The organism is Streptomyces sp. ISL-94, from assembly GCF_018614075.1.
Taxonomy (GTDB): Bacteria; Actinomycetota; Actinomycetes; order Streptomycetales; family Streptomycetaceae; genus Streptomyces.
In genome coordinates this window covers 19,807-44,864 of record NZ_JAGGOZ010000006.1, presented here as the reverse complement: position 1 = coordinate 44,864, position 25,058 = coordinate 19,807, and the positions used below count along the sequence as shown (strand labels likewise).

Genomic DNA, 25,058 nt, shown 5'->3' with positions numbered 1-25,058 from the left:
CCCCCGAGCCCCCGCGCCTCAAACGCCGGCGGGGCTGAAATTTCCCCTGCCGGCAATCCAGCTTCCATCCCCCTGGCCTCAATCGCCCGGCGGGGAGGCATTGCCCTGCGGGCAATCCAGCTCGCCGGAGCGCACCTGCAGAGCCCCGGTTTTGAAGCCGCGCTCACACACTCGGCGGGGCCATATTCGGCCTCGCCGGCGTTTGAGGCGCGGGGTCTGGGGCGGAGCCCCAGGGGCCTGCCAGGCGGGGCGGTTCATGTCCAGCCCCTCCGGCGTTTGAGGCGCGGGGTGCGGGGCGGAGCCCCGGGGGGCCGCCGGGGGTTAGCGGCCCAGCGGCCAGGCTACGGCGGAGGGGGTGTGGGCGGTGGTGCCCGCGTACTGGGCGCAGGCGTCCGTCAGGGTTTCCAGGAGGGTGAGGGGGTCAGGGAGGGGGTGTTCCATGCCGCGGAGCCAGGTCACCGAGTGGTCACCGGGGAGGGCCGCCGGCGGGACCAGGACGTAGCTGCCGCGGCAGTGCCAGCGAAGCCCCGGGTGCTCGTCCATCGTCTCGGGGTGGCAGTCCAGTTCGCACGGCCACCACTCGTCCTCGTCCTCCGGCGTACCCCGCGTGGCGGTGAAGAAGAGCATGCGGGCCTGGTCGCCCGTGCCGCCGGACTCGGCGACCGGGCCCACCTCGATGCCGGCCTCCAGCAGGCGGGCGAGGGCGGCGGCGCCGGCCTCCAGCGGTACGTCGAGTACGTCGTGGACCATGCCGGTCGCGGTGATGAAGTTGGCCTGGGGCTGGTTGCGCACCCAGCGTTCGACCTGCGCGCGGTCGGTGGTCGACTGGGTCTGCCAGGCGAAGGAGAGCGGGTGCCGTGCGGGCGTCGGACAGCCGATCCGGTCGCACGAACACCGGTAGCCGGCAGGGTGGGCGGCGGGGGCGAGCGGCAGGCCGGCGGCGGCGACGGCCAGGAGGAGCGCCTCGCGCTCGCGTCCGGGGTCTTCGGCGGTGGGTTTCTGCCGCCGGCGCAGCCACTGGGAAATCCTGCTCTGCTCGCCGCGTTTGACGCGGCCGGACTCGGACCCCATCTATCCCCTCACCTCACCGTTGCCCCGGCGGACCTTCACATGGTCCCATCATCCTGCGCCCCGGGTGACCGCTCTCCGCGACCGGGGGGTTCGGGATGGGCGACCGAGAATCCCCAGATAAGCGTAGAACTCGGGCAATTGGGCCTGAGTGGCCTCCGGCGCGGTTAGTCCGCGGTGACGTTTCCCACCCCGCCCGCCGCCACCCCGCCCGCCGCCACCCCGCCCAGCACCCGGTCCACCAGCGCATCCGCATAACCATGCGTCAGCGGCGCCGTCCGCAGCAGCCACCGGTACGTCAGCGGACCGAGCAGCATCTCCACCGTCAGTCGCAGATCGAGGTCCGGCGCGAGCCGGCCGGCCTCCTTCGCCGTGCGCAACCGCGCCTCGTACAGGGCGAGCTGCGGCTCCAGCAGCCGCTCGTTGAAGCGGGCCCCCAGCTCGGGGTCGCTCGCCCCGGCCGCCGTCAGGGCGCGCAAGGGGGCCTCGTACTTCTCGTCGTTCAGCTCGTCCACCGTCGCCCGCAGTACGTACTTCAGGTCGGCCGCGAGATCCCCCGTATCCGGGAGCCCCGTCCACTCCGCCTCCGTCTCCGCGTCCCCGGCGAGGGCGAGCGCGGCGTCGAGGAGGACGGCGGCCTTCGACGGCCACCAGCGGTAGATGGTCTGCTTGCCGACCCCGGCGCGCGCCGCGATGGCCTCGATCGTCAGCTTGGTGTAGCCGACCTCTCCCACGAGGGCGAGCGCGGCATCGAGAATGGCCCGCCGGGAGCGGTCGCTGCGGCGGCTGGCGTCAGGGGTCTTGGGCATCCCGCCAAACTACCAACCGAGACGTCTCGTCTTCCCCTGGTCCGGTAAACCACCCAATCAGTTCACTGCGTTGTCCCGCTTGAGGAGAGACGATTCTCTCCACTACTCGTCGTGAGTCGTGAAAGTCGTGAGGAGCCTTCTTTGCGCAGAGACGCCACACCCCGGCGCTACCTGATGTGCCCACCCGCACACTTCAAGGTCACGTACTCCATCAATCCGTGGATGGACCCCACGAAACCGGTGGACCTGCCCCTCGCACTCGCCCAATGGGAGGACCTGAGGGATCGCTACCGCTCCCTCGGCCACACCGTCGAGACCCTCGTACCGGACCCCGCGCTGCCCGACATGGTCTTCGCGGCCAACGGGGCCCTGGTCGTCGACGGCCGGGTGCTCGGCGCCCGGTTCGCCTATCCGGAACGCGCCCCCGAGGCCGAGATCCACCTCGACTGGTTCCGTGGCCACGGCTACCGGGACGTCCACGAACCGTCCCACGTCAACGAGGGCGAGGGGGACTTCGCCGTCACCGCCAGCTACCTCCTGGCCGGCCGGGGCTTCCGCTCCAGCCCCCTCTCGCACGACGAGGCCCAGGAGTTCTTCGGCCGCCCGGTCATCGGCCTCGACCTGGTGGACCCGCGGTACTACCACCTGGACACGGCGCTCAGCGTCCTCGACGGCGACGAGGTCATGTACTACCCCGGCGCCTTCTCGGCGGGCAGCCAGGCCGTGCTCAGACGGCTCTTCCCGGACGCGCTGCTCGCCGACGGCGAGGACGCGGCCGCGCTGGGCCTGAACGCGGTCTCGGACGGCCGGCACGTGCTGCTGCCGCAGGCGGCGACCGGGCTGCTGGCGCCGCTGCGCGACCGGGGCTTCGAGCCGATCCCGATGGACCTGGGGGAGCTGCTCAAGGGCGGCGGCAGCGTGAAGTGCTGCACGCAGGAGCTGCGGCCCTAGCGGCCCTGGCGGCCCTGGCGGCCCTGGCGGTCCTCGGCCGTCGCCGCCGGAGGCGGCGGCGGCCAGTCCTGGCCCCAGTCGGCGTCCCGCGCCGCCTTGTAGAGGTCACCGTGGCGCTTGGTCACGGTGGCCCGGGTCAGGCCCTCGCCCTCGGGACCGCACAGGTCCAGCAGGACGAGCCCCTTGCGGATCTGCGGCTTCCGGGTGATCCGGGAGGGGGCCGGGCGGGCCGGGAAGCGGGTCGCGGCGACGTAGCTGAACTTCTCGTCCTCGTAGGCGAGGGAGCCGCCCTTGACCTGCCGGTGCAGGGAGGAACGGCTGACGCGCGCCGAGAAGTGGCACCAGTCCTGGCCGACCTCGATCGGGCAGGTCCCGTCGTGCGGGCAGGGGGCGGCGACGCTCAGCCCGGCCGCGATCAGCTGGTCGCGGGCCTCGCGGATGCGGAGGTAGCCCTCCGGGGTGCCGGGCTCGATCAGCACCACGGCCTGGCCGGCGCGGGCCGCCTCGGCGACGACGGCGGTGCGGGCTTCTGGCTTCAGCTCTCCGAGTACGTACGACACCGTCACCAGGTCGGCGTCGGGGAGGGACAGCCCGGAGCCGATGACCGCCCGCCGCCAGTCCGCTGCGCGCAGCTCGGGGGAGGCGGAGGCCGCGGCCAGTTCCTTGCCGAGGGCGAGTGCGGGCTCCGCCCAGTCGAGGACGGTGGTCTCGCGGGGGCCGTCCCAGGTGGCGTCCACCGCCCAGGTCGCGGCGCCGGTGCCGCCGCCGACGTCCACGTGCGAGCCGGGTGTCCAGTCGGGTGCGGCCTCCGCCAGCGCGTCGAGGGCGGCCCGGACCGCCTCGAAGGTGGCGGGCATGCGGTAGGCGGCGTAGGCCGCCACGTCGGAGCGGTCGCGGAGGACGGGGGCGTCGGTGGGGGTCTGCCCCCGGTAGCTGGCGATGAGCCGCTCGACGGCGGCGGAGGCCTGCTTCGGCGGGAGGCCGTCGAGCAACCCCGCGAGGGTGCTGCGGAGGGTCTCGGCGGTGGTGGGGGCGGAGGCGTTCACCAGCGAAGTTTACGGCGCCGGGCGGCTCCGCCGGGCGGGCGGTCCCCTGCCGTGTGCGCCGCCGAGGCCGAGGCGCGTGCGCGGGTGCGGCTTCAGGACCGGGGCTCCGCCCCGCACCCCGCGCCTCAAACGCCGACGGGGCTGGGTGTGCCCCGGCCGGGGCTGCGTTTGCCCGGCCTGAGTGCACGGGTGCAGGTACAAGATCGGGGCTCTGCCCCGGACCCCGCGCCTCAAACGCCGGCGGGGCTGGGTGTGCCCCGGCCGGGGCTGGGTTTGCCCCGCCTGGGTGCACGGGTGCAGGTACAAGATCGGGGCTCCGCCCCGGGCCCCGCGCCTGCGAGGCTGGGTTTGCCCCGGGCGAAGCTGGATGTGCCGACGGGGGTGTGCCCTGGCCAGGTGGACGGCATGGGGGTATCCAGCCTCGCCGGCGTTTGAGGCGCGGGGGTCTGGGGGCGGAGCCCCCGGCAGCGGCGCCGCAGGATGTGCGCTGTGCGGTTAGGCGACGGTCAGGCGGGGGCTTCCCGGGGGTGCCAGGGGCGGCACATGGTGAGGAAGCACGTCACCGACAGGAGGGCGCATGCCACCTGGACCAGGGCCATCGGGACGGCCGTGTCCTCGCCCGCTATGCCGACCAGGGGGGAGGCGACCGCGCCGACCAGGAAGGACGACGTGCCGAGCAGCGCCGACGCCGAACCCGCCGCGTGCGGGGTGCGCATCAGGGCCTGGGCGTTGGTGTTCGGCAGGACCAGTCCCATCGCCGACATCAGGACGAACAGCGCGGCCGCGATCGGCGCCAGGCCGACCTCCCCGAACACCCCGGTCGACATCAGCAGCAGGGACACCGAGGCGAGCGTGATGACGCCGAGTCCGACGGCCAGGGCCTTGTCCAGGCTGACCCGGCCGACCAGCAGCTTGCCGTTGATCTGGCCGACGGCGATCAGGCCGACGGAGTTGACCCCGAAGAGCAGGCTGAAGGCCTGGGGCGAAGCACCGTAGATCTCCTGCACCACGAAGGGCGACGCGGAGATGTAGGAGAAGAGCACGGCGAAGGCGAAACCGCCGGCCAGCGTATAGCCGGCGAAGACGCGGTCGCCGAGCAGACCGCGCATGGTCCGCAGAGCGGAACCGACGCCGCCGGTGTGCCGGCGGTCGGGCGGCAGGGTCTCGCCGAGGCCGCGCCAGACCATCAGGGTGAGCACGATGCCGACGGCGGTCAGGATGACGAAGACCCCCCGCCAGTCGGCGAAGCGCAGCACCTGGCCGCCGATGAGCGGGGCGATGATCGGGGCGGTCCCGGATATGAGCATCAGGGTGGAGAAGAACTTCGCCATCTCGACGCCGTCGTACAGGTCGCGTACGACGGCCCGGGCGATGACGATCGCGGCCGCCCCCGCCAGGCCCTGGACCAGGCGGAAGGCGATCAGCAGCTCGGCGCTCGGGGCGAGGGCGCAGATCGCGGTGGCGAGGACGTACACGATCATGCCGGTGAGCAGCGGCCGGCGGCGGCCCCACTTGTCGCTCATCGGGCCGATGACCAGCTGGCCCAGCGCCATGCCGGCGAGGCAGGCGGTGAGGGTGAGCTGGACGGTTGCGGCCGGGCTGCGCAGGGCGGTGGTGACCTCCGGCAGGGCCGGGAGGTACATGTCCATGGACAGCGGGGGGAGGGCGGTGAGGCCCCCGAGTATGAAGGTGACGAGCAGGCCGGTGCGGCGGGCCGCGGCCTTCAGGGGGCCGGCAACGCCGGCAACCGTGTCGGCGGGTGCGGGTGCGGGTGCGGGGGCGGAGGCGGAGGGCGATTCGGGTGACGGCTCGGGTGCCTCGGCTGAGGGGGCCGTCGCGGGGGCTCTCTCCGGCATGCGGAACTCCAGTCCTCTGATCTGCTTCGTGCACCCCTGACCGGACCATGCTCTCAGCTATCGGAACGCCCGGGGGCCGGAGCCCGGTGTGACGTACTCTGCGGCCCCATGAACGCAAGTGCCAAGAAGATCGCTGTGGTGACCGGGGCCGGCTCCGGGATCGGCCGTTCCGTCGCCCTGACCCTGGCCGCCGCCGGCTGGGCCGTGGCCGTCGCGGGCCGCCGCACCGAACCGCTGGAGGAGACGGCCAAGGCGGCCGGGGACGAGGCGGACGTGCTGTGCGTACGGACGGACGTGAGCGATCCGGACGACGTGACCGCGCTGTTCGAGGCGGTCCGCGCCCGCTACGGGCGCCTCGACCTGCTCTTCAACAACGCGGGCACCTTCGGCCCGGGCGGGGTCCCGCTGGAGGACCTCAGCTACGAGGCCTGGCGCTCCGTCGTGGACGTCAACCTGACCGGCGCCTTCCTGTGCGCGCAGGCCGCCTTCCGGCAGATGAAGGACCAGGACCCGCAGGGCGGCCGGATCATCAACAACGGCTCGATCTCCGCGCACGTGCCGCGCCCGAACTCCATCGCCTACACCGCGACCAAGCACGCCATGACGGGCCTGACCAAGTCGCTGTCGCTCGACGGGCGCCCGTACCGCATCGCCTGCGGCCAGATCGACATCGGCAACGCGGCGACCGAGATGACCGAGCGGATGCAGACCGGCATCCTCCAGGCCAACGGGCAGCTGGCGGTCGAACCGGTCATGGACGCCGCCGACGTGGCCCGCACGGTGCTGCACATGGCGGAGCTGCCGCTGGAGGCGAACGTGCAGTTCGCGACGGTGATGGCGACCTCCATGCCGTATATCGGCCGCGGCTAGCCGCCCCGTGGGTGATCATGGGCCGCATGACTGATGACACCGGTGCCGAAGTACTGCGCTACACCGCCTTCTCCACCGATCCCGAAGGCGGCAACCCCGCCGGGGTCGTCCTCGACGCCGCCGGGCTGGACGACGGGGCGATGCTGGAGATCGCCGCCGGGCTGGGCTACAGCGAGACGGCCTTCCTGACCGCCCCGCCCGAGGGGCTCGGCGGTCAGCCCGGCCGGTCGTTCACCGTGCGGTACTTCAGCCCGAAGGGGGAGGTTCCCTTCTGCGGGCACGCCACGGTGGCCACCGCCGTGGCGCTCGGGGAGCGGATCGGCCCCGGCGAGCTGGTCCTCGCGACCCGCGCGGGGACCGTTCCGGTGTCGGTGACCGCGTCGGGCGGGGGCTTTCGGGCCACCCTGACCAGCGTCGAGCCGCACACCGAGGAGATCGGCGCCGCCGACCTCGCCGAGGCGCTGGCCGCGCTGGACTGGCCGGAGGCGGACCTGGACCCGGCGTTCCCGCCCCGGATCGCCTACGCCGGAGCCCGGCACCTGGTGCTCGGCGCCGCCACCCGGGCCCGGCTCGCCGACCTCGCCTACGACTTCGCCCGGCTGGAGGCCCTGATGCGGCGCCTGGACCTCACCACGGTCCAGCTGGTGCACCGGGCGGGCCCGGCGGAGTTCCACGTACGGGACCCCTTCCCGGTCGGCGGGGTCGTCGAGGATCCCGCCACCGGAGCCGCCGCGGCCGCCTTCGGCGCGTACGCCCGCGAGCTCGGACTGGTTCCGCAGGACGCCGTGCTCACCCTCCACCAGGGCGATGACATGGGCCGCCCGGGCACGCTGACGGTGGAGCTGCGGGCGGGGGACCCGCGGGTGCGGGTGGGCGGCGCGGGCGTGCGGATTCCGTGAGGGTCCTGACCTGCCCCGACTCCGAGGTTCCGGCCGCCCTGGCGCGCGAGGTGGCCGCACTGGAGGCCGAGGCCTGGCCGGGCTCCACCCCGGGCCACGACCCCGCGCTCACCCCCCGCGCGATGCTGCTCGTGGACGGGGCCGGGGCGGTGGCCGCCGCGCTGGCGCTGCTGTACAAGGAGGTCCGCCTCGCCGGGCGGACCTACCGCGCGGCCGGGCTGAGCGCGGTCGTGACGCGGGCCGCGCTGCGCGGGCAGGGGTTCGGCGGCCGGCTGGTGGCGGCGGCCCGCGCCGAGCTGGCGGCCGATCCGGCCGTGGACCTTGCGCTGTTCAGCTGCGACTATCCGCTGGCGCCGTTCTACGAGGCGGCCGGATTCACCGCGCTGCCCGGCACGGTCCTGGTCGGCGGGACGCCCGAGCGGCCGCTGGCCACCGACGGGCAGGGTTTCGACAAGACGGTCCTGGCGGCCTTCTTCACGGACGACCCGGACCGGGACCGGGCGGCCTTCACCGGCGTCCGCGTCCCGCTGCACCCCGGAAACACCGACAGGCTGTGGTGATCGGCGGGAGAGCCGGTCACCACAGCCTGTCGGACGCCGGCCCCGTCAGCGGCTGCTGACGGGGGTGGCGTCGGAGGACTGCTTCTTGCCCGCCGGACGGCTCTGGTCCACGAGGAACAGCGCCAGCACGGGCACCAGGTACAGCGCCCACACCGCCAGCTGGAGCACGGTGGGGTCGGGCTGGAAGTTGAAGACGCCCTTGAGCAGGGTCCCGTACCAGCTGTCCGGCGGGATGGCCCCGCTGATGTCGAAGGCCCTGTCGTTCAGGCCTCCGAGGAAGCGGGCCTCCTGGAGGTCGTGGACCCCGTACGCGAGCACGCCCGCGGCCACGACCACCAGCATGCCGCCGGTCCACCTGAAGAACTTCGCCAGATTGATCTTCAGGGCGCCCCGGTAGAAGAGGTACCCCAGCACGATCGCCGTCGCAATGCCCAGCAGCACGCCGATCAGCGGCGCCGAAGAGCCCTCGCCGCTGGCCCGTACGGACGCCCACACGAACAGCGCGGTCTCCAGGCCTTCACGGCCGACGGCCAGGAAGGCGGTGGCGACCAGCGCGCCCGTGCCCATGGCGAGCGCCGTGTCGAGCTTGCCGTGCAGCTCGGCCTTCAGATGCCGCGCGGTGCGCTTCATCCAGAAGACCATCCACGTCACCAGACCCACCGAGATGATCGACAGGCTGCCGCCGAGCAGCTCCTGCGCCTCGAAGGTCAGCTCCTGGGTGCCGAATTCGAGCATGGCGCCGAAGACGAGCGAGAGCCCGCAGGCGATCCCGATGCCGAGCCACACGGGACGCAGGGCGTCCCGGCGCTCGGTCTTGACCAGGTATGCGACGAGGATGCAGACGACCAGGCTGGCCTCCAGCCCCTCGCGCAGGCCGATCAGATAGTTGCCGAACACGGCGTTTCCTCTCCGGCGGGACTACGCGAACAGCGTCCGGCCCCACCAGTCGTCCTTGTCGCGGACGCCCGGCGGGACGGCGAAGACGGCCGAACCCACGTGCTGGATGTATTCGTTGAGGACGTCGGACTTCGCCAGGTTGCGCTGGATGGGGATGAAGCCCTTGCGGACGTCGCGCTGGTAGGCCAGGAAGAACAGGCCCGCGTCGAGGCGGCCCAGGCCGTCCGTGCCGTCCGTGAAGGAGTAGCCGCGGCGCAGGATGGTCGCACCATTGTTGCTGTCCGGGTGCGCGAGGCGGACGTGCGCCTCCGGCTTCATCGCCTTCAGGAACGGCTCGTCGCGCTCCTTGGACTTGCCGACAGGGGCGCCCTCGCCCTTGTCGCGGCCGAAGATGTCCTCCTGCTCCTGCAGGGGGGTGCGGTCCCAGATCTCGATGTTCATCCGGATGCGGCGGGCCACCAGGTAGGAGCCGCCGGTCATCCAGTCGCTGCCGTCGCCGGCGCCGACCCACACGTGCTTGTCCAGGGCCGCCTCGTCGGTGCCCGAGATGTTCCGGGTGCCGTCCTTGAAGCCCATCATGTTGCGCGGGGTCTGCTCGTCGGGCGTGGTCGACGAGGTCTTGCCGAAGCCGAGCTGCGACCAGCGCACCGCGGTCTTGCCGAAGCCGATGCGGGCCAGCTGGCGGATCGCGTGCACGGCGACCTGCGGGTCGTCGGCGCAGGCCTGGACGCACAGGTCGCCGCCGGAGCGGGCCGGGTCCAGGTTGTCGCCGGGGAACAGCTCCAGGTCGACCAGCGCCTCGGGGCGCTTGCCCTCCAGACCGAACCGGTTCTTGGCGAACAGGCCCGGCCCGAAACCGATCGTCAGGGTGAGGCGGGAGGCCTTCAGGCCCAGCGCTTCGCCCGTGTCGTCCGGCGGAGCCTCCGGGAGGCCGCCGAAGCCGCCCTCGCCGACCGGCTGGCCGGCCGTCATGCGGCGGGCCGCCTCGGTCCACTCCTTGAGGAGTTGGACCAGCTCCTCGCGGCTCTTCGTCTTCACGTCGAAGGCTGCGAAGTGCAGGCGGTCCTGCACGGCGCTGGCGATACCGGCCTGGTGCTCACCGTGGAACGGCACCGCCGCCCCGGCGGCGGACGCCGAGACCAGGTCCGAGCCGCTGTTGAACGCAGCCACCGCACCGCCGGCCGCGGCCGCGCCGAGCGCCAGCCCGGCGCCGCCCCAGCCCAGCACGGCGCGCCGCGAGGGCGCGGTGGTGCTGCCGCTGTCGTTCTGCTCTTCCGGCTGCTGCTGCTGCGCCGCCGGCTCCGACCCGGACTCGGTCATCGTGATCTTCCGCCTCCTTCGACTCGATCGGGTGCTGTTACTTGGTGACCGCGGCGGCGAGCTTGGAGAGCGGCTCACCGAGGGCGCTGACGCCGTCCGAGAGCTCCTTGCGCTCCGCCTCGCCGACCTTGTCGTACGCGGTGAACTCGTAGGAGGCCTTGTCGGCGCGGTACTTGTCCAGCAGCCCGTTCATCGCCGCGAACTGGGTGTCCAGCTGCTTGGCGAGCTCCGGGTCGTTCTTCGCGGCGATCGGCTTGAGCAGCTCGTACGCCTTCTGCGCGCCCTCGATGTTGGCCTTGAAGTCGACGAGGTCGGTGCGGGAGTAACGCTCCTCCTCGCCCGTGACCTTGCCGGTGGCCACCTCGTCGAGGAGCTCCTTGGCGCCGTTGGCCATCGAGGAGGGGGTGATCTCCGCCGTGCCGACCTTCTTCTGCCAGTCGGTCAGGTCCGCGATCAGGGTGTCGGCGAGCTTCTTGTCGTTCTCGTCGATCTTGTTGTCGGCCCACAGGGACTTCTCCAGGCGGTGCCAGCCCGTCCAGTCCTTCGCCGGGTCCTGGCCGGCCTCCAGGCCGTCCTCGCGGACGTCGACCTTCGGGTCGATGTCGCCGAAGGACTCGGCGACCGGCTCGGTGCGCTCCCAGCCGATGCGGGAGGCGGCGTACAGCTTCTTCGCGGTCTCGATGTCGCCGGCCTTGACCGCGTCGGCGAAGGCCTGCGCCTTGGGGAGGGTCTCCTCGGCCTGCGCGACCACGTAGGCGCGGTAGGCGGCGACCGCGGCGTCGGCCTCGGGGCTGCGCTTCCCCTCGGCGGTGCCCTTGCCGGTGGCCTTGACCTTCTGGGTGATGCCGTCGCCCTTCATGCCGGGCTTGCAGACGATCTCGTACTCGCCCGCCTTGATCTCGGCGGTGATGGAGGCCTTGGTGCCGGGGCCGATGTTCTCGCGCTCGGTCACGATGCGGGCGTCCGGGAAGAGGACGTAGACCTCGGTGACCTTGGAGCCCTTGTTCTCGACGTCGATCTGCACCTTGCCCGCCGGGAACTCGGTCTTCGACACCTCGCAGGCAGTGTCGGAGGCCGCCACCTTGATCGCGCCGTCGCCGCCCGCGTCGCTCTTCTGGGAGCAGCCGGTGACGGCGGTCAGAGCCGCCGCTACGGACGCGGCGGCGATGACGGAGAGGCGGGCGGGGCGCATGCGGGCTCCTGGGCGTCGGACGAATCGGGCCCGTCCCAGAGGGGAGGGCCGGTGAGGCGGACCTAACTTAACCGAGGCTTACCTGACCCATGCCCACTCGTCCAGTGATTCAGCTCTCACCTTCCCGCGCCGGACACGGCGCCGTCACGGGCCCTCCACGGCTTCCCCATGGCCGGGTCAAGCGGAGGTCAAGCCGGAGTGACCGTTCCGTACGGTGGGACGGTCTTCGCCGCGGTGCGGCGGCAACCTCGCCGCCACCGGCGCCGATATCCCGGCCGGGGCCCTGCTCGCCATCTCCGGCCCGGCGATCGCGGCCGGTGCGGGCGCGGTCTGGTTCGCCCGCAGGTGGCGCACGGCCCAGCGCTGAGCCGTGCTTGAATGCCCGCGTGAACGATCTGGACGTCCTGAGGGTCTTCTGCGCGGCCGACGGCCGGTTCGGCAACCTGCTCGGTGTCGTACGCGACGGCCGCACCTGCCCCGACGACGCGTCGCGGCAGGCGCTGGCCGCCGAACTGGGCTACAGCGAGACGGTGTTCGTCGACGACCCCGAGCGCGGGGTCGTCGACATCCGCACCCCCGGCACGCGGATGGCCTTCGCCGGACACCCGCTGGTCGGGCTCGCCTGGCTGTTGGACATCGAGGAGCTCCAGCCGCCGGCCGGATCCGTATGGGCCCGTGACGACGGGGAGTTCACGTGGATCACGGCCCGCGCCGAGTGGGTCGAGGGCAAGCGCACCGAGCAGTACGCGAGCGTCGCCGAGGTCGAGGCGCTGCCCGCCCCGCCGCCGGGCGAGGGCTGGCTGTACGCCTGGGCCTGGGAGGACGAGGCCGCGGGCCGGATCCGGGCCCGCGGCTTTCCGCGCCGCGCCGACGGGGTCATCGCGGAGGACGAGGCCACCGGCTCGGCGGCGATCCTGCTGACCGCCCAGCTGAACCGCGCCCTGAACATCACCCAGGGCGCCGGCTCCCAGATCCTCACGGCCCCCGGCCCCGACGGCACCGTCGAGATCGGCGGCCGCGTCCGCTTCGCCCCGGGCCGCGGCCTGTCGTAGCGGGTCCCGTTCAAGCACCCCTGTACGGGCTACGCGCTGAGCCGGAACTGCTCGCCCAGCTCGCGGAAGACCGCGCCGTTGAAGTCGAAGGCGCGCTTGCACTCGTCGATGATGCGCTGCTTCTCCAGGTCGTCCGCGGCGATCGCGTCGAGCAGCTCGCGGTAGGTCCGCTTGAAGGCCGCCGGATTGGAGATGTCCGCGAAGACGTAGAAGCGGACGCCGTCGCCCTTGCGCTCGAAGCCCCAGGTCCGCTCCGCCTTGTCGCGGATGATCTGGCCGCCCGAGAGGTCGCCCAGGTAGCGCGTGTAGTGGTGGGCGACGTATCCGCCCGGCCACTCGGCCGCGCACCGGGCCACCCGGGCGGCATAGGCCTCGGTCGCGGGCAGCGCCGCCACGCATCCGCGCCAGCCGGGCCCCATCAGGTGCGCCAGGTCCCGCTCGATCGCGGCGACGCGCATCAGCTCGGGCCGGATGAAGGGTCCGGCGACCGGGTCGTCCTTGAGGGACTCGGCCGCGTCCTCCAAGGCCCGGTAGACGAACCACAGCTGCTCGGTGTAGCGCGTGTACGCGTCCACGCCGAGCCGCCCGCCCAGCAGGTCGCTCATGAAGGTCGACGTCTCCGCCTCGCTGTGCTGCTCGTGCGAAGCGACGCGAATGACCGTAGAGAAGGCGTCCAAGACGGACCTCCAGGAAAGGGGAGCAGGCGTGGCGGCAGCGCCGCCACACCCGATCCTCCTGCTTAGGTAAACCTAAGTCAATGTGTTCCCGACGCGTTGTCGGTAAAAAAACCGTTCCGGCGCAACGGAGCTACGGCAGGGTCAGGATCTCCGCCCCGCTGTCCGTCACCACCAGCGTGTGCTCGAACTGCGCGGTCCGCTTGCGGTCCTTCGTGACGACCGTCCAGCCGTCCCCCCACATGTCGTACTCGTGGGTGCCCAGGGTCAGCATCGGCTCGATGGTGAAGGTCATCCCGGGCTCGATGACGCTGGTGGCGTGCGGGCTGTCGTAGTGCGGGATGATCAGGCCGGAGTGGAAGGACGAATTGATGCCGTGGCCGGTGAAGTCCCGGACCACCCCGTAGCCGAAGCGCTTCGCGTACGACTCGATGACCCGGCCGATGATGTTGATCTGGCGGCCCGGCTTGACGGCCTTGACGGCCCGGTTCAGCGCCTCGCGCGTCCGCTCCACCAGCAGCCGCGACTCCTCGTCCACCTCCCCGCACAGGTAGGTGGCGTTGTTGTCGCCGTGGACCCCGCCGATGTACGCGGTCACGTCGAGGTTCACGATGTCGCCGTCGCGCAGGACGGTGGAATCGGGGATGCCGTGACAGATGACCTCGTTGACCGAGGAGCAGAGGGACTTCGGGAAGCCCCGGTAGCCCAGCGTCGACGGGTAGGCGCCGTGGTCGCACATGTACTCGTGCGCGACCCGGTCCAGCTCGTCGGTGGTCACCCCCGGGGCGATCAGCTTGGCGGCCTCTTCCATCGCCTGTGCGGCGATGCGGCCGGCGATGCGCATGGCCTCGATGGTCTCGGCCGACTGCACCTCCGGTCCGGTGTACGGCGTGGGCGCGGACTTGCCCACGTACTCGGGCCGGCGGATGTTTCCGGGAACGGAACGGACGGGAGAAAGCTCGCCTGGTACGAGCAGCGACTGGCCAGACATGCAAGCGAGTGTATCCAGCGGGGATGGGGCAGCATGGCGGCATAGAGCGGTATCGAGAGGAGCCCGACAGCGATGGCCCTGTTCAAGAAGCGCCAGGTGGGCAAACCCGGCGAGTGGTTCTACTGCCTGGTCCACAAGAAGGTCGAAGAAGGCCCGGAGTGTCCGGCGAAGGATCGTTTCGGCCCTTACGGGACGCCGGCGGAGGCGGCCCACGCCATGGAGACGGCGGAGGAACGCAACCTCGAATGGCAGAGCGACCCGAAGTGGAACGACAAGACCCGCGAGGGCGAGGAAGGCACGACGCCGTAGGGCCCCGGGCCGCGTAGAGCCGGGCTCCTGGTCCCTGCCGGCTCGTACTGGCTCCCTACCAGCGACTGGGCGGCGGGGCGGTCAGCTGATCGGCCAGCCGCGCCAGCCGGTCCCGGAAGCGGCGCGGCCCGCGCTGCACCGGCAGGCTGTTCTCCCCGGCCGCCGCGCTGACCAGGTGCTGCACGGTGTCCAGGTCCAGCTCGGCGGTTCCCTCCGCCACCGACAGCGCGTCGTGCGCGAGCGTCCGCAGATCCGGATCCCCGCCGTCCAGCGACAGTACGGTCGCCCCCGCGCGCCGGGCGTCGTGCACCCGCTCCAGCAGTCCTGCGCCCGGTTCCTCCGGAGCCACCACCAGCAGCGTGTGCCCGCGCCGGGCCGCCTCCAGCCTGCCGAGCCCCACCGAGAGGTGCGGCGGTTCCCCGGGCAGCACGTGGTGGCGTACGAGCGTGGGCGCCAGCTCCGGCAGCCCCGACCAGGCGGCCTCGTCCACCAGGTGCGCCGCCAGATGCCAGGGCTCGTACTGCTCGGTCCCCACCAGCAGCAGGTTCCCGCCGGCCGGTACGACCGAGCGCCGCAGCGCCCCGGCGAACCGGCGCGCGGCGCCCGGCCACTGCGTACCGGCGAGGACCTCGCGCAGCAGCGCGACTCTCACGGCATCCACATCGGCATCCTGCCGTATGGAAAGGACACAGGGGAGCGGTTCCCTCCGGCCCACCCCATTCGGCTCTGTGGATCTCGGGGCTACCCTCGCCCCCATGACCTCCACAGACAGCACGCAGCAGCTCCCCGCGAAGGCACCGGCCAAGGACCCGTGGGACCTCCCGGACGTCTCCGGCCTCGTCGTCGGCGTCCTCGGCGGCACCGGCGACCAGGGCCGCGGCCTGGCCTACCGGCTCGCCCGCGCGGGACAGAAGGTGATCATCGGCTCCCGCGCCGCCGACCGCGCCCGCACGGCCGCGGAGGAACTGGGCCTCGGCGTGGAGGGCGCCGACAACGCCGAGTGCGCGCGCCGCAGCGACATCGTCATCATCGCGGTGCCGTGGGAGGGCCACGCCAAGACCCTCGAAGCGCTGCGCGAGGACCTCGCCGGCAAGCTCGTCGTGGACTGCGTGAACCCGCTGGGCTTCGACAAGCAGGGCGCCTACGCCCTCCGGGTCGAGGAGGGCAGCGCCGCCCAGCAGGCCGCCGCCCTGCTCCCGGACTCCCGCGTCACGGCGGCCTTCCACCACCTCTCGGCGGTGCTCCTCCAGGACGAGTCGATCGACGAGATCGACACCGACGTGATGGTCCTCGGCGAAGCCCGCGCGGACACCGACCTCGTCCAGGCCCTCGCCGCCCGCATCCCGGGCATGCGCGGGGTCTTCGCCGGCCGCCTGCGCAACGCCCACCAGGTCGAGTCGCTGGTCGCGAACCTGATCTCGACCAACCGCCGCTACAAGGCCCACGCGGGCCTGCGCCTCACGGACGTCTGAGTCTCGTCGGCGTCTTTACGGGAGCACTGCGGGGCATGGGGGACACTGGAGGGGCTCGACCCCGCTTCGTGTCCCCGAGGAGCTCTTCCCATGCCCCGCCTTGCCGTCTTCGCCGTTGTCGTCTGCGTTCTGGCGGTGGCCGCGGCCGTCGTCGCCTTCGTGCAGGGCAGCTTCCTCGGGATCGTCTGGGTGCTGCTGGCGGGCCTCACGTCCAACATGGCCTGGTACTACATCCGCAAGGCGAAGGCAGAGAAGGCCGCCGCCGGGCAGGACACGACCGCTTAGGGGCCTTGGGCCACAGCACTAGGACTCCGGGATCGCGCAGAAGCCGTCGGAGTCCTGCCAGAAGCGGTAGAGGTCGCGGCCGCAGTACGTCTCCAGGTCGGACACGCCCAGTCCGGACAGCACGTCGCGCACCACGTCGAAGAAGAACGCGTTGACCTCCGGGATCCAGAGCAGCGCGAAGACCGCGATCAGGCCGAACGGCGCCAGCGGCGCCACCTCGCGGCGGACCCGGTACGACAGCCAGGGCTCGATCACCCCATAGCCGTCGAGGCCCGGTACCGGCAGGAAGTTCAAGATCGCCGCCGAGACCTGGAGCAGGGCGAGGAAGGCGAGCGCGAAGCGGAAGGCCTGCGGGACGCCGTCGAGGGCATCCAGCCAGAACGGGGCCGTGCACACGACGGCGAAGGCCACGTTCGTCAGCGGGCCCGCCGCCGAGATGAGGCTGTGCTTCCAGCGGCCCTGGATCCGGTCGCGCTCGATGTACACGGCGCCGCCGGGCAGGCCGAGACCGCCCAGGATCACGAAGAGCACCGGCAGGATGATGCTGAGCAGCGCGTGCGTGTACTTGAGGGGATTCAGCGTCAGGTAGCCCTTGGCGCCGACCGTCAGGTCGCCGCTGTGCAGCGCGGTGCGGGCGTGCGCGTACTCGTGGAGGCAGAGGGAGACGATCCACGCCGAGGTCACGAAGAGGAACACCGCGAGCCCGGTGCTCGTCGAGTACCCCGTCCACACGGCCCAGCCGGTGACCGCCATGACGGCGGCGATGCCGAGGAATACGGAACTGATCTGCCGCTCGCCGCGGCTGCCCTGGTGACCCATGCGGCGAAACCTATCCCGGCCCGGGGCCGTAAAAGGGGGCGGGGTCGGGCACGGCTACCAGGGACAATGGGCCGGTGCGCTACGCGATTCTCGGCACCACCCAGGCCATGTGCGACGACGGGACCCCCGTCGCCGTCGGCGGAGCGCGCCTGCGGGCGCTGCTGACGGCGCTCGCGCTGCGGCCGGGGCGGGCGGTTCCGGCGCACCTGCTGGTCGCCGAGGTGTGGGACGCGGACCCGCCGGCCGACGCGGTGGCCGCCCTGCAGGCGCTGGTCGCGCGGCTGCGGCGGGCGCTGGGGCACGAGGCCGTGCGCTCCGCGGAGGGCGGCTACCTGCTGGCCGCCGAGCGGGAGGACATCGACCTGTACCGCTTCGAGCGGCTGGCCCGGGCCGCGGGCGGGGCGCCGGACCCGGCCCGGGCGGCCGCCCTGTACGACGAGGCCCTCGCCCTGTGGCGCGGGCCCGCGCTGGCGGACCTCCCGGACCGGTCCGCGGAGGCCGCGCGCTGGGATGCCGTACGGGCGGACGCGCGCCGGGGCCGGCTCGCGGCGGCCCTGGCCCTGGGCGAAGCCGGGCAGGCACTGCCGGAGCTGACCGCGCTGTGCGCGCAGCACCCGCTGGACGAGCCCCTCCAGGCCCTGCGCGTCCAGGCCCTCCGCGACGCGGGCCGCCCGGCCGAAGCCCTGGCCGCCTACGACGCGGTGCGCCGGGACCTCGCCGCCCGCCTGGGCACCGACCCGGGCCCCGCCCTCCGCGCCCTCCACGCCGGCCTCCTCTCCCCGCCGGAGCCCGGCCGGTACCCGGCCGCTGCCGAGCCCGCTGCCGAGCCCGCTGCCGAGCCCGCCGCCGAGCCCGCCGCCGAGCCCGACGCCCAGTCCGACGCCCCCTCGCCGGGCGCGGCCGGGTCTCCGGCCCGGCCCGTGCAGGCCTCCGCCGCCCCGGCGGGTCCTGCCGCGCGCTGGGCCGGGGCGCAGCCGCCGGCGGGCGGCCCCGGCGCGGGCGGCCCCGGCGCGGGCGGCCCCGGCGCGGGCGGCCGTCCGGCGCGGCCGGGGCAGGATGCCGGCGGCCACGCCGGGGCTTCGGGCGGGCCCGGGGTGTACCCGTCGTCTGCGCCCGGGGGGCCCTGGCGCGGGAACCTGCGGGCGCGGCTGACCACCTTCGTCGGGCGGGAGCAGGACATCCGCGTCATCGGCGAAGACCTCGGCCGGGCGCGGCTCGTCACGCTGCTCGGGCCCGGTGGGGCCGGGAAGACGCGGCTGTCGCAGGAGGCCGCCGAGGCGCATGCCGCGGGCGGCTGGCCCGACGGGGTGTGGCTCGTCGAACTCGCCCCCGTGGACGACCCGGAGGACGTGCCGGAGGCGGTGCTCGCCGCCCTCGGGGCGCGGGAGACCAAGCTGCGCGGCGCCGCCGCAGAGGAGTTGCGGGCGCTGACCGACCGCACCGGGGACGACCCCGTGGAGCGGCTGGTCGAGCACGCCGCCCGGCGGCGGATGCTGCTGCTCCTCGACAACTGCGAGCACGTCATCGGGGCGGCCGCCGAGCTCGCCGAGGAGGTCCTCGCCCGCTGCCCCGGCGTGCAGATCCTCGCCACCAGCCGCGAACCCCTCGGCGTGCCGGGGGAGTCCCTGCGCCCGGTGGAGCCGCTGCCCGACCCCGTCGCGCTGCGGCTGCTGGCCGACCGCGGGGCAGCCGCCCGGCCCGGCTTCAGCACCGACGACGACCCGGCCGCCTGCGCCGAGATCTGCCGCCGCCTCGACGGCCTGCCGCTCGCCATCGAGCTGGCGGCCGCCCGGCTGCGGCTGCTGACCCCGCGCCAGATCGCCGACCGCCTCGACGACCGCTTCCGGCTCCTGACCAGCGGCTCCCGTACGGTCCTGCCCCGCCAGCAGACCCTGCGCGCCGTCGTCGACTGGTCCTGGGACCTCCTCGACGAGCCCGAGCGCAGGGTCCTGCGCCGGCTGTCCGTCTTCGCCGGCGGCTGCGACCTCGCCGCCGCCGAAGCCGTCTGCGCAAACGAGACCGGACTCGACGTCGCCGACACCCTCGGCTCCCTCGTCGACAAATCCCTCGTCGTGGCCGCCCCCGGCCCCGACGGCTCCGGCATGCGCTACCGCCTCCTGGAGACCGTCGCCGAATACGCCGCCGAGCGCCTGGCCGAGGCCGGCGGCGACCGCGCCGACACCGAGCGCCGCCACCTCGTCCACTACCGCGAACTCGCCCGCACCTGCGAGCCCCTGCTCCGCGGCCACGGGCAGCGCGCGGCCGTCGACCGGCTGGCCGCCGAGTACGAGAACCTCCGTACCGCCCTGCGCCGGGCCGTGGCCGCCCGCGAAACCGACGAAGTGCTCTGCCTCATCCACTCCTTGGCCTGGTACTGGCACATGCACGACCTGCGCGCCGAGTCCCGGCACTGGTCCGAGGCGGCCGCGGCCCTCGGCCCCGACCCCTTCGCCCCGCCGGTGGTCCCCGCCGAGCCCGTGTACGAGCGGCTCGTCGACACACCCCCGCCCTACTCCGGCGAACTGCTCACCGAGGCCTGGCGCGCCGTCCACCTGGTCCGGCTGGCCTCCCGCGACCAGACCAACACCAACTGGAACACCCCCGAGGTCCGCGCCCGGATCGACGGGGTGCTCACCGCCTACCGGCCCGGGCTCCCGCAGACCTGCCGGACCACCTCCGCCCTCTGGATCTACGCCGTCATGATCGCGGGCGACCCCCGGCTGCTCCAGCGGGCCGTCGACGCGACCGTCGACACCGCCCGCGAGCTCGGCTACGGCTGGGAGCTGGCCTCGGCCCTCCAGCTCCGCGCCAACATCCTGGCCAACCGCGCCGACTGGGCCGGCGATGCCTCCCGCGACGCCGACGAGAGCCACGCCCTCTTCCGCGAGCTCGGCGACGACTGGGGCTGCGCCGAGGCGCTCTCCGCCCGCGCCGAGTCCCGGGAGAAGCGCGGCGAGTACGCCCTGGCCGCCCAGGATTTCCGCGCGGCCATCGAGCACGCCGAACGGCTCGGCGCCAAGGCCCAGGTGACGGTGCTCCGGGTCCGGATGGCCGGGACCCTCAGCGAGAACGGCCGGATGGAGGAGGCCGAGAAGATCCTCTCCGAGATCGTCGCCACGGAGCAGCAGTACGGCAACGAGGCCTTGCCCGCCGCCCGCATGTTCCTCGCGGGGATCCTCGGCCGCACCGGCCGGATCGACGAGGCCCGGGCCCAGATCCGGCTGCTGCGCGAGGAGTTCGCCTTCGGCGCGTACGCCGTCTTCGAGGTGTTCCTGCTCGCCACGATGGCCTGGCTGGACAACCAGGACGGCCGGTACGAGGACGCGCTGGTGCTGGTCCGCGAGGCCACGGCCGCCGCCCAGGACCCGCTCGCGGTGATGGTCGCCCCGCAACTGCCCGCCGTGTTCCTGCTGACGGCCGCCGTCTCCCTCGCCTCGCCCGGCGGTCCGCGGCGGGTGTACGACGCCGCGCGGCTGGTCGGCGCCTACCGGGCCCACCTGCCTCCGGGGCACGTCATGGTCACCGTCGAGCGCGCGGACGCGGCCCGGGCCGAGGAGCTGGCGCGGGCCGCGCTCGGCGGCGCCGGGTACGAGGCGGCGTATGCCGAAGGCGGCGGCCTCACCCTGGATGAGGCCGCCGCCCTGGTCTGATCCGGTCCCCGGGAAGGAGTCCGTCCGGGACGCGATCCGAACGGACCGATCCACAGCGATCCGGGCCGGATCAGGTCTTCTGGCGGAACTTGCGGACCGCGATCGGCATGGTGACCGCCGTGATGGCGATCGACCAGGCCAGCGTGACCCACACCGAGTTGCCCATCGGCGTCCCGTTGATCAGGGCGCGGGCCGCGTCGGCCAGGTTGGACAGCGGGTTGTAGTCGGTGAAGCTCTGCAGCCAGCCCGGCATCGTGGACGGCGGGGCGAAGATCGAGCTGCCGAACTGCAGCGGCATCAGGACGATCATCGCCATGCCCTGCACCGCCTGGGCGGTCTTCAGGGTGAGGCCCAGCAGGATGAAGATCCACATCAGCGAGGCGCCGAAGACCGCCGACAGCCCGATGGCGAGGAACAGGTCCAGCACCGAGGTCTTGATCGACAGACCGAGGATGAAGCCCATGCCGAGCAGGATCGCGATGGCGACCATCATCCGGCCGAGCTCGACCACGATCTTGGCGATGAGTACCGAGGACCGGGCGATGGGCATGGACCGGAACCGGTCCATCACGCCCTTCTTGAAGTCGTCGTTGACGCCGGTGCCGACCCCCATGGCGATGTTCATGCCCATCATCGCCATCAGGCCGGGGACCACGTAGTTGACGTACGCGCCCTGGTTGCCCTTGCCGGAGATCGCGCCGCCGAAGACGAACACGAACAGCAGCGTGAAGATGATCGGCATGAACAGGACGTCGAACATCGACTCGGGGTCCTGCTTGATCTGCAGGGCGTTGCGGCGCACCAGGGCGCCGATGTGCCGCAGGTTGGCCCGCAGGCCGATCCGGCCCTCGCCGGACGCGGCGGCCGCGGCCGCCGGGGAGGCCGAGGTACCGGCGGTGTCGTGGGGCTTCGTCGTGGTTACGGTGCTCATGCCGCGACCTCCTCGGGCTTCTCGGCGGAAAGGGAGTCCTCGGCCGGGGCGGGCTTCTGTCCGGTGATGGACAGGAACACCTCGTCGAGGCTGGGCAGGTAGGTGCCGAGGTCGGCGATCGCGTACCCGCGGGCGGCCAGCAGGCCGACGACGGCGGTCAGCTGCTCGTCGCTCAGGATCGGCACCAGCAGCACCCCCTCGTCCGGCACGGCCTGCGAGCCGGCCACGCCGTCCAGCCCCGCCTCGGCCAGCGCGCGGGCCATGCCCGGCAGCTGCGAGGAGTCCACGGGGCGGATCTTCAGGGTGCGGCCGCCGACCCGGGCCTTGAGCTCGTCGACCTTGCCGCTGGCGATGACCTTGCCGCGGTCGATGACCGTCAGCTCACTGGCGAGCTGTTCGGCCTCCTCCATGTACTGGGTGGTGAGCAGGACGGTGGCGCCCTCGGCGACCAGCCGCTGGACCTCGTCCCACACCTCGTTGCGGGTCCGGGGGTCGAGACCGGTGGTCGGCTCGTCCAGGTAGAGCACGGCCGGGTTGCCGATCAGCGAGGCGGCGAGGTCGAGCCGCCGGCGCATGCCGCCGGAGTAGTTCATGGCGGCCTTCTTGGCCGCCTCGGTGAGCGAGAACCGCTCCAGCATCTCGTCCGCGCGGCGGCGGGCGTCCTTGCGGGACAGGTCGAGCAGCCGGCCGATCATGTAGAGGTTCTCCCAGCCGGAGAGCTTCTCGTCGACCGAGGCGTACTGGCCGGTGAGGCCTATGGTGCGGCGCAGCTGCCGCGGCTGGCGGACCACGTCGAAGCCCGCGACCGTCGCCGTTCCGGCGTCGGGGATGATCAGGGTGGACAGGCAGCGCACGAGGGTGGTCTTGCCGGCTCCGTTGGGTCCGAGGACCCCGAGGACGGTGCCCTCGCGGACGTCCAGGTCGACACCGTCCAGGGCCTTGGTCTCGCCGAAGTGCTTGACCAGCCCCCGTACCTGTACGGCGTGGGGATTCTTGTCGTTTCGCGTCATGCCCACCATGGGAGCAGCCGCCACTGACAAAGCACCGACAGCCGACCGACAGCCGACCGACAGCCGACCGACAGCCGGCCGACAGGCAGCCGACGGCCCCCGGCTTGTGTCGTCGGCGGGCCGTCGGCCGTGCTCAGCTCATGCCCACTTCATCAGTGGAAGGCGTGCTCCTCCTGCGGGAACGTTCCGCCGATGACGTCTTCGGCGAAGGCCTTCGCCGCGTCGCCCATGGTCTGGCGCAGCTGCGCGTACTGCTTGACGAACTTCGGCATCTTCCCGCCGGTCAGCCCCATCATGTCCGTCCACACCAGCACCTGCGCGTCGCACTCCGCGCCCGCGCCGATGCCGACCGTCGGGATGTGCAGGGACCGGGTGACCTCGGCGGCCAGCTCGGCCGGAACCAGCTCCAGGACCACCGCGAAGGCGCCCGCGTCCTGCGCGGCCTTGGCGTCGCGCAGCAGCTGGTGCGCGGCCTCGTCGCCGCGGCCCTGCACCCGGTAGCCCATGGCGTTCACGGACTGAGGGGTCAGGCCCAGGTGGGACATGACGGGGATGCCGGACTGGACGATCAGCTCGGTCTGGTGCAGCGAGCGCTCGCCGCCCTCCAGCTTCACCGCTCCGACCCCGGCCTCCTTCACGAGACGGGTGGCGCTGCGCAGCGCCTGCACGGCGCCTTCCTGGTACGAGCCGAACGGCATGTCGCCGATGACCAGCGCCCGGCTCGTGCCGCGTACGACGGCCGCCGACAGCATGGTCATCTGGTCCATCGTCACCGGGACGGTGGAGTCGTAGCCGAGGTGGCAGTTGCCCATCGAGTCGCCGACGAGGATCACCGGGATGCCGGCCTCGTCGAACACGGACGCGGTCATCGCGTCGTAGGCGGTGAGCATGGGCCACTTCTCGCCGCGTTCCTTGGCGAGGGTCAGGTCGCGGACGGTGATGCGCCGGGTGCCCGTGCCTCCATACAGGGTGGGGGAGGCCTTGGACGCGGGTTCGCGGGCAGGCGAAACGGCAGGCGTCATTGCAACTGCTCCTTGTGTCATCTCGAGGCACCCTTACGGCGTCCCCGGACTCATCCACCATGGTGGCATCCGCCGGGCCCGTGGCGGAAGTGCCGCGGGGGGCGCGCCCGGCCCGCGCACTCCAATGTGCGCGTTTCGTGACAAGCGGAACCCATGGCGTACGGCCGTTCGTCCTCCCGGACGTACGACCGTGACGGGCGGTCGTGATGTAGGGCACGGAAGGCTCCGTACATCGCCTAGGGTCAAGGGGCGGGGACGGAGCGCGAGCACGGCAGTGAGGGCAGCGGCATGGCACAGGCGTATCTGACGGAAAAGGGGAATGGCGGCTCGGAGCACGAGCCCTCCGGATCCCGCTTCCGGCGCCGGCTGGCCGCTCTGAGAGGGGACCGCGGCATCTGGCGCCGCGGGCTCGTGCTGGCGGGGCTCGCCGTACTGCTCTCGCTGGTCATGATCTTCCACGCCGAGCTGCCCAATGACGTGGGCAACCTCGGCAGCCTCACCGAGACCTTCCTGCCCTGGCTGGGCCTGGCCGTCCCGGTCCTGCTGGCGTCCGCCGTGTACCGCAGGTCGGCGACCGCGCTCATCGCGATACTGCTGACGGCCGCGGTCTGGATGAACCTGTTCGCCGGACTGGTCACCGACAAGTCCGGCGGCGGCGGCAACCTCATGGTCGCCGCCCACAACGTCGACGCCGACAACCCCGATCCGCGCGGCACCGCCGAGTCCGTGGCGAAGTCCGGGGCCGACGTACTGGCCCTGACCGAGCTCAAGGGGAGCGCCGTCCCCGTCTACGAGAAGGCCCTGGCGGGCACGTACAAGTACCACGCGGTCGAGGGCACGGTCGGCGTGTGGAGCAGGTACCCGCTGACCTCCAGCAGGCCCGTGGACATCCGGCTGGGCTGGACCCGCGCGATGCGCACCACCGTGGCCACCCCCGAGGGCGACATCGGCGTCTACGTCGCCCACCTGCCCTCGGTCCGGGTCAAGCTGAACGCCGGCTTCACCGCCAACCAGCGCGACAACAGCGCCGACGCGCTCGGGTCCGCGCTCGCCGCCGAACCGCTGCGGAAGGTCGTCCTGCTCGGCGACCTCAACGGCACGATGAACGACCGGGCCCTGTCCGAGGTCACCTCGCAGATGCGCTCCACGCAGGGCGCGGCGGGCGACGGCTTCGGCTTCAGCTGGCCGGCCCAGTTCCCGATGGCCCGCATCGACCAGATCATGGTGCGCGGCATGAAGCCGGAGGCCTCCTGGACCCTGCCGCGCACGGGCAGCGACCACCTCCCGGTCGCGGCGCGGCTGACGGTGAAGAAGTAGGCGGAGGCAGACGGAGGGGGCCCCGCCGCTGATGCGGCGGAGGCCCCCTCCCTGCGTC

At 72.7% G+C, this 25,058-nt stretch carries 25 protein-coding genes; 11 read left to right on the top strand and 14 right to left on the bottom strand.

What is annotated here, in order from left to right; all coding sequences use genetic code 11:
- Positions 1 to 321 precede the first annotated feature (321 nt).
- Positions 322 to 1,071 (bottom strand): bifunctional DNA primase/polymerase, encoded by a 750-nt coding sequence (locus J7E94_RS01840; protein WP_215011709.1) that lies wholly within the window; start codon positions 1,069 to 1,071, stop codon positions 322 to 324.
- Positions 1,072 to 1,235: 164 nt separating this feature from the next.
- A complete protein-coding gene (locus J7E94_RS01835) occupies positions 1,236 to 1,877 on the bottom strand; it encodes a TetR/AcrR family transcriptional regulator (protein ID WP_215011707.1) in 642 nt (213 codons plus the stop codon).
- A 111-nt stretch (positions 1,878 to 1,988) separates the two neighbouring features.
- On the opposite strand from J7E94_RS01835, the gene ddaH reads away from it, so the two are divergent.
- Positions 1,989 to 2,828 carry a dimethylargininase gene (gene ddaH, locus J7E94_RS01830; RefSeq protein WP_374224368.1) on the top strand — a complete coding sequence of 280 codons (840 nt, stop codon included), beginning with the start codon at positions 1,989 to 1,991 and terminating at the stop codon, positions 2,826 to 2,828.
- Here the strand turns inward: ddaH and J7E94_RS01825 are convergent.
- Positions 2,825 to 3,874, bottom strand: a complete 1,050-nt coding sequence (locus J7E94_RS01825; RefSeq protein WP_215011703.1) for a small ribosomal subunit Rsm22 family protein — start codon at positions 3,872 to 3,874, stop codon at positions 2,825 to 2,827. The two genes, ddaH and J7E94_RS01825, sit on opposite strands and share 4 nt — an antisense overlap.
- Before the next feature lie 506 nt (positions 3,875 to 4,380).
- Positions 4,381 to 5,730 (bottom strand): Bcr/CflA family multidrug efflux MFS transporter, encoded by a 1,350-nt coding sequence (locus J7E94_RS01820; RefSeq protein WP_251055979.1) that lies wholly within the window; start codon positions 5,728 to 5,730, stop codon positions 4,381 to 4,383.
- A gap of 108 nt (positions 5,731 to 5,838) precedes the next feature.
- Between J7E94_RS01820 and J7E94_RS01815 the strand changes: the two genes are divergently transcribed.
- From J7E94_RS01815 to J7E94_RS01805, 3 genes are read left to right on the top strand one after another with little or no spacing between them, the layout of a single operon-like run.
- Complete coding sequence (locus J7E94_RS01815; protein ID WP_215011701.1) at positions 5,839 to 6,600, top strand: SDR family oxidoreductase; 762 nt, start codon at positions 5,839 to 5,841, stop codon at positions 6,598 to 6,600.
- Positions 6,601 to 6,626: 26 nt separating this feature from the next.
- The gene (locus J7E94_RS01810) at positions 6,627 to 7,499 is read left to right on the top strand and encodes a PhzF family phenazine biosynthesis protein (RefSeq protein ID WP_215011699.1); all 873 of its coding nucleotides are present in this window, start codon (positions 6,627 to 6,629) and stop codon (positions 7,497 to 7,499) included.
- Positions 7,496 to 8,059 (top strand): GNAT family N-acetyltransferase, encoded by a 564-nt coding sequence (locus J7E94_RS01805; protein ID WP_215011697.1) that lies wholly within the window; start codon positions 7,496 to 7,498, stop codon positions 8,057 to 8,059. Before J7E94_RS01810 ends, J7E94_RS01805 begins: the two co-directional genes overlap by 4 nt.
- Positions 8,060 to 8,104: 45 nt before the next feature.
- Here J7E94_RS01805 and efeU read toward each other — a convergent pair whose 3' ends face one another.
- Genes efeU through efeO form a run of 3 tightly spaced genes read right to left on the bottom strand, consistent with a single transcriptional unit; the run spans position 8,105 to position 11,468 of the window.
- Positions 8,105 to 8,956: an iron uptake transporter permease EfeU gene (gene efeU, locus J7E94_RS01800; RefSeq protein WP_308344379.1), complete on the bottom strand. Its 852-nt coding sequence runs from the start codon at positions 8,954 to 8,956 to the stop codon at positions 8,105 to 8,107.
- A gap of 21 nt (positions 8,957 to 8,977) precedes the next feature.
- Positions 8,978 to 10,282, bottom strand: coding sequence for an iron uptake transporter deferrochelatase/peroxidase subunit (gene efeB / locus J7E94_RS01795; RefSeq protein ID WP_374224369.1), 1,305 nt, complete (start codon positions 10,280 to 10,282; stop codon positions 8,978 to 8,980).
- Positions 10,283 to 10,313: 31 nt separating this feature from the next.
- A complete protein-coding gene (gene efeO, locus J7E94_RS01790; RefSeq protein ID WP_215011693.1) occupies positions 10,314 to 11,468 on the bottom strand; it encodes an iron uptake system protein EfeO in 1,155 nt (384 codons plus the stop codon).
- A 214-nt stretch (positions 11,469 to 11,682) separates the two neighbouring features.
- On the opposite strand from efeO, the gene J7E94_RS01785 reads away from it, so the two are divergent.
- Positions 11,683 to 11,835 (top strand): hypothetical protein, encoded by a 153-nt coding sequence (locus J7E94_RS01785; protein WP_215011691.1) that lies wholly within the window; start codon positions 11,683 to 11,685, stop codon positions 11,833 to 11,835.
- 19 nt (positions 11,836 to 11,854) lie between these two features.
- Complete coding sequence (locus J7E94_RS01780) at positions 11,855 to 12,520, top strand: PhzF family phenazine biosynthesis protein (RefSeq protein ID WP_215011688.1); 666 nt, start codon at positions 11,855 to 11,857, stop codon at positions 12,518 to 12,520.
- Between the two features lie 29 nt (positions 12,521 to 12,549).
- On the opposite strand, the gene J7E94_RS01775 is transcribed toward J7E94_RS01780, so the two are convergent.
- Entirely contained in the window at positions 12,550 to 13,197 is a 648-nt protein-coding gene (locus J7E94_RS01775; protein WP_215011686.1) for a heme oxygenase (biliverdin-producing), read from the bottom strand.
- A gap of 130 nt (positions 13,198 to 13,327) precedes the next feature.
- Positions 13,328 to 14,185 (bottom strand): type I methionyl aminopeptidase, encoded by an 858-nt coding sequence (gene map / locus J7E94_RS01770; protein WP_215011684.1) that lies wholly within the window; start codon positions 14,183 to 14,185, stop codon positions 13,328 to 13,330.
- A gap of 72 nt (positions 14,186 to 14,257) precedes the next feature.
- On the opposite strand from map, the gene J7E94_RS01765 reads away from it, so the two are divergent.
- Positions 14,258 to 14,494 carry a hypothetical protein gene (locus J7E94_RS01765; protein WP_215011682.1) on the top strand — a complete coding sequence of 79 codons (237 nt, stop codon included), beginning with the start codon at positions 14,258 to 14,260 and terminating at the stop codon, positions 14,492 to 14,494.
- A 55-nt stretch (positions 14,495 to 14,549) separates the two neighbouring features.
- Here the strand turns inward: J7E94_RS01765 and J7E94_RS01760 are convergent, their stop codons facing one another.
- The gene (locus tag J7E94_RS01760; RefSeq protein WP_215011680.1) at positions 14,550 to 15,155 is read right to left on the bottom strand and encodes a hypothetical protein; all 606 of its coding nucleotides are present in this window, start codon (positions 15,153 to 15,155) and stop codon (positions 14,550 to 14,552) included.
- A gap of 94 nt (positions 15,156 to 15,249) precedes the next feature.
- Between J7E94_RS01760 and npdG the strand changes: the two genes are divergently transcribed.
- Both npdG and J7E94_RS01750 read left to right on the top strand, forming a co-directional pair.
- On the top strand, positions 15,250 to 15,966 hold the full coding sequence (gene npdG, locus J7E94_RS01755; protein ID WP_215011678.1) for an NADPH-dependent F420 reductase: 717 nt from the start codon (positions 15,250 to 15,252) through the stop codon (positions 15,964 to 15,966).
- Positions 15,967 to 16,056: 90 nt separating this feature from the next.
- On the top strand, positions 16,057 to 16,251 hold the full coding sequence (locus tag J7E94_RS01750; protein ID WP_215011676.1) for a hypothetical protein: 195 nt from the start codon (positions 16,057 to 16,059) through the stop codon (positions 16,249 to 16,251).
- Positions 16,252 to 16,269: 18 nt separating this feature from the next.
- On the opposite strand, the gene J7E94_RS01745 is transcribed toward J7E94_RS01750, so the two are convergent.
- Positions 16,270 to 17,070, bottom strand: coding sequence for a site-2 protease family protein (locus J7E94_RS01745; protein WP_215011674.1), 801 nt, complete (start codon positions 17,068 to 17,070; stop codon positions 16,270 to 16,272).
- Between the two features lie 107 nt (positions 17,071 to 17,177).
- Here J7E94_RS01745 and J7E94_RS01740 point away from each other — a divergent pair, with 107 nt between their 5' ends.
- Positions 17,178 to 20,720 carry a BTAD domain-containing putative transcriptional regulator gene (locus J7E94_RS01740; RefSeq protein ID WP_215011717.1) on the top strand — a complete coding sequence of 1,181 codons (3,543 nt, stop codon included), beginning with the start codon at positions 17,178 to 17,180 and terminating at the stop codon, positions 20,718 to 20,720.
- A 70-nt stretch (positions 20,721 to 20,790) separates the two neighbouring features.
- Here the strand turns inward: J7E94_RS01740 and J7E94_RS01735 are convergent, their stop codons facing one another.
- From J7E94_RS01735 to panB, 3 genes are all read right to left on the bottom strand, one after another.
- Positions 20,791 to 21,651: an ABC transporter permease gene (locus J7E94_RS01735; protein WP_215011672.1), complete on the bottom strand. Its 861-nt coding sequence runs from the start codon at positions 21,649 to 21,651 to the stop codon at positions 20,791 to 20,793.
- Complete coding sequence (locus tag J7E94_RS01730; protein WP_374224367.1) at positions 21,648 to 22,670, bottom strand: ATP-binding cassette domain-containing protein; 1,023 nt, start codon at positions 22,668 to 22,670, stop codon at positions 21,648 to 21,650. The genes J7E94_RS01735 and J7E94_RS01730 overlap by 4 nt, the downstream gene beginning before the upstream one ends.
- A gap of 143 nt (positions 22,671 to 22,813) precedes the next feature.
- A complete protein-coding gene (gene panB / locus J7E94_RS01725; RefSeq protein WP_215011668.1) occupies positions 22,814 to 23,683 on the bottom strand; it encodes a 3-methyl-2-oxobutanoate hydroxymethyltransferase in 870 nt (289 codons plus the stop codon).
- A gap of 288 nt (positions 23,684 to 23,971) precedes the next feature.
- Between panB and J7E94_RS01720 the strand changes: the two genes are divergently transcribed.
- Positions 23,972 to 25,000 (top strand): endonuclease/exonuclease/phosphatase family protein, encoded by a 1,029-nt coding sequence (locus tag J7E94_RS01720; RefSeq protein WP_215011666.1) that lies wholly within the window; start codon positions 23,972 to 23,974, stop codon positions 24,998 to 25,000.
- Positions 25,001 to 25,058: the final 58 nt, after the last annotated feature.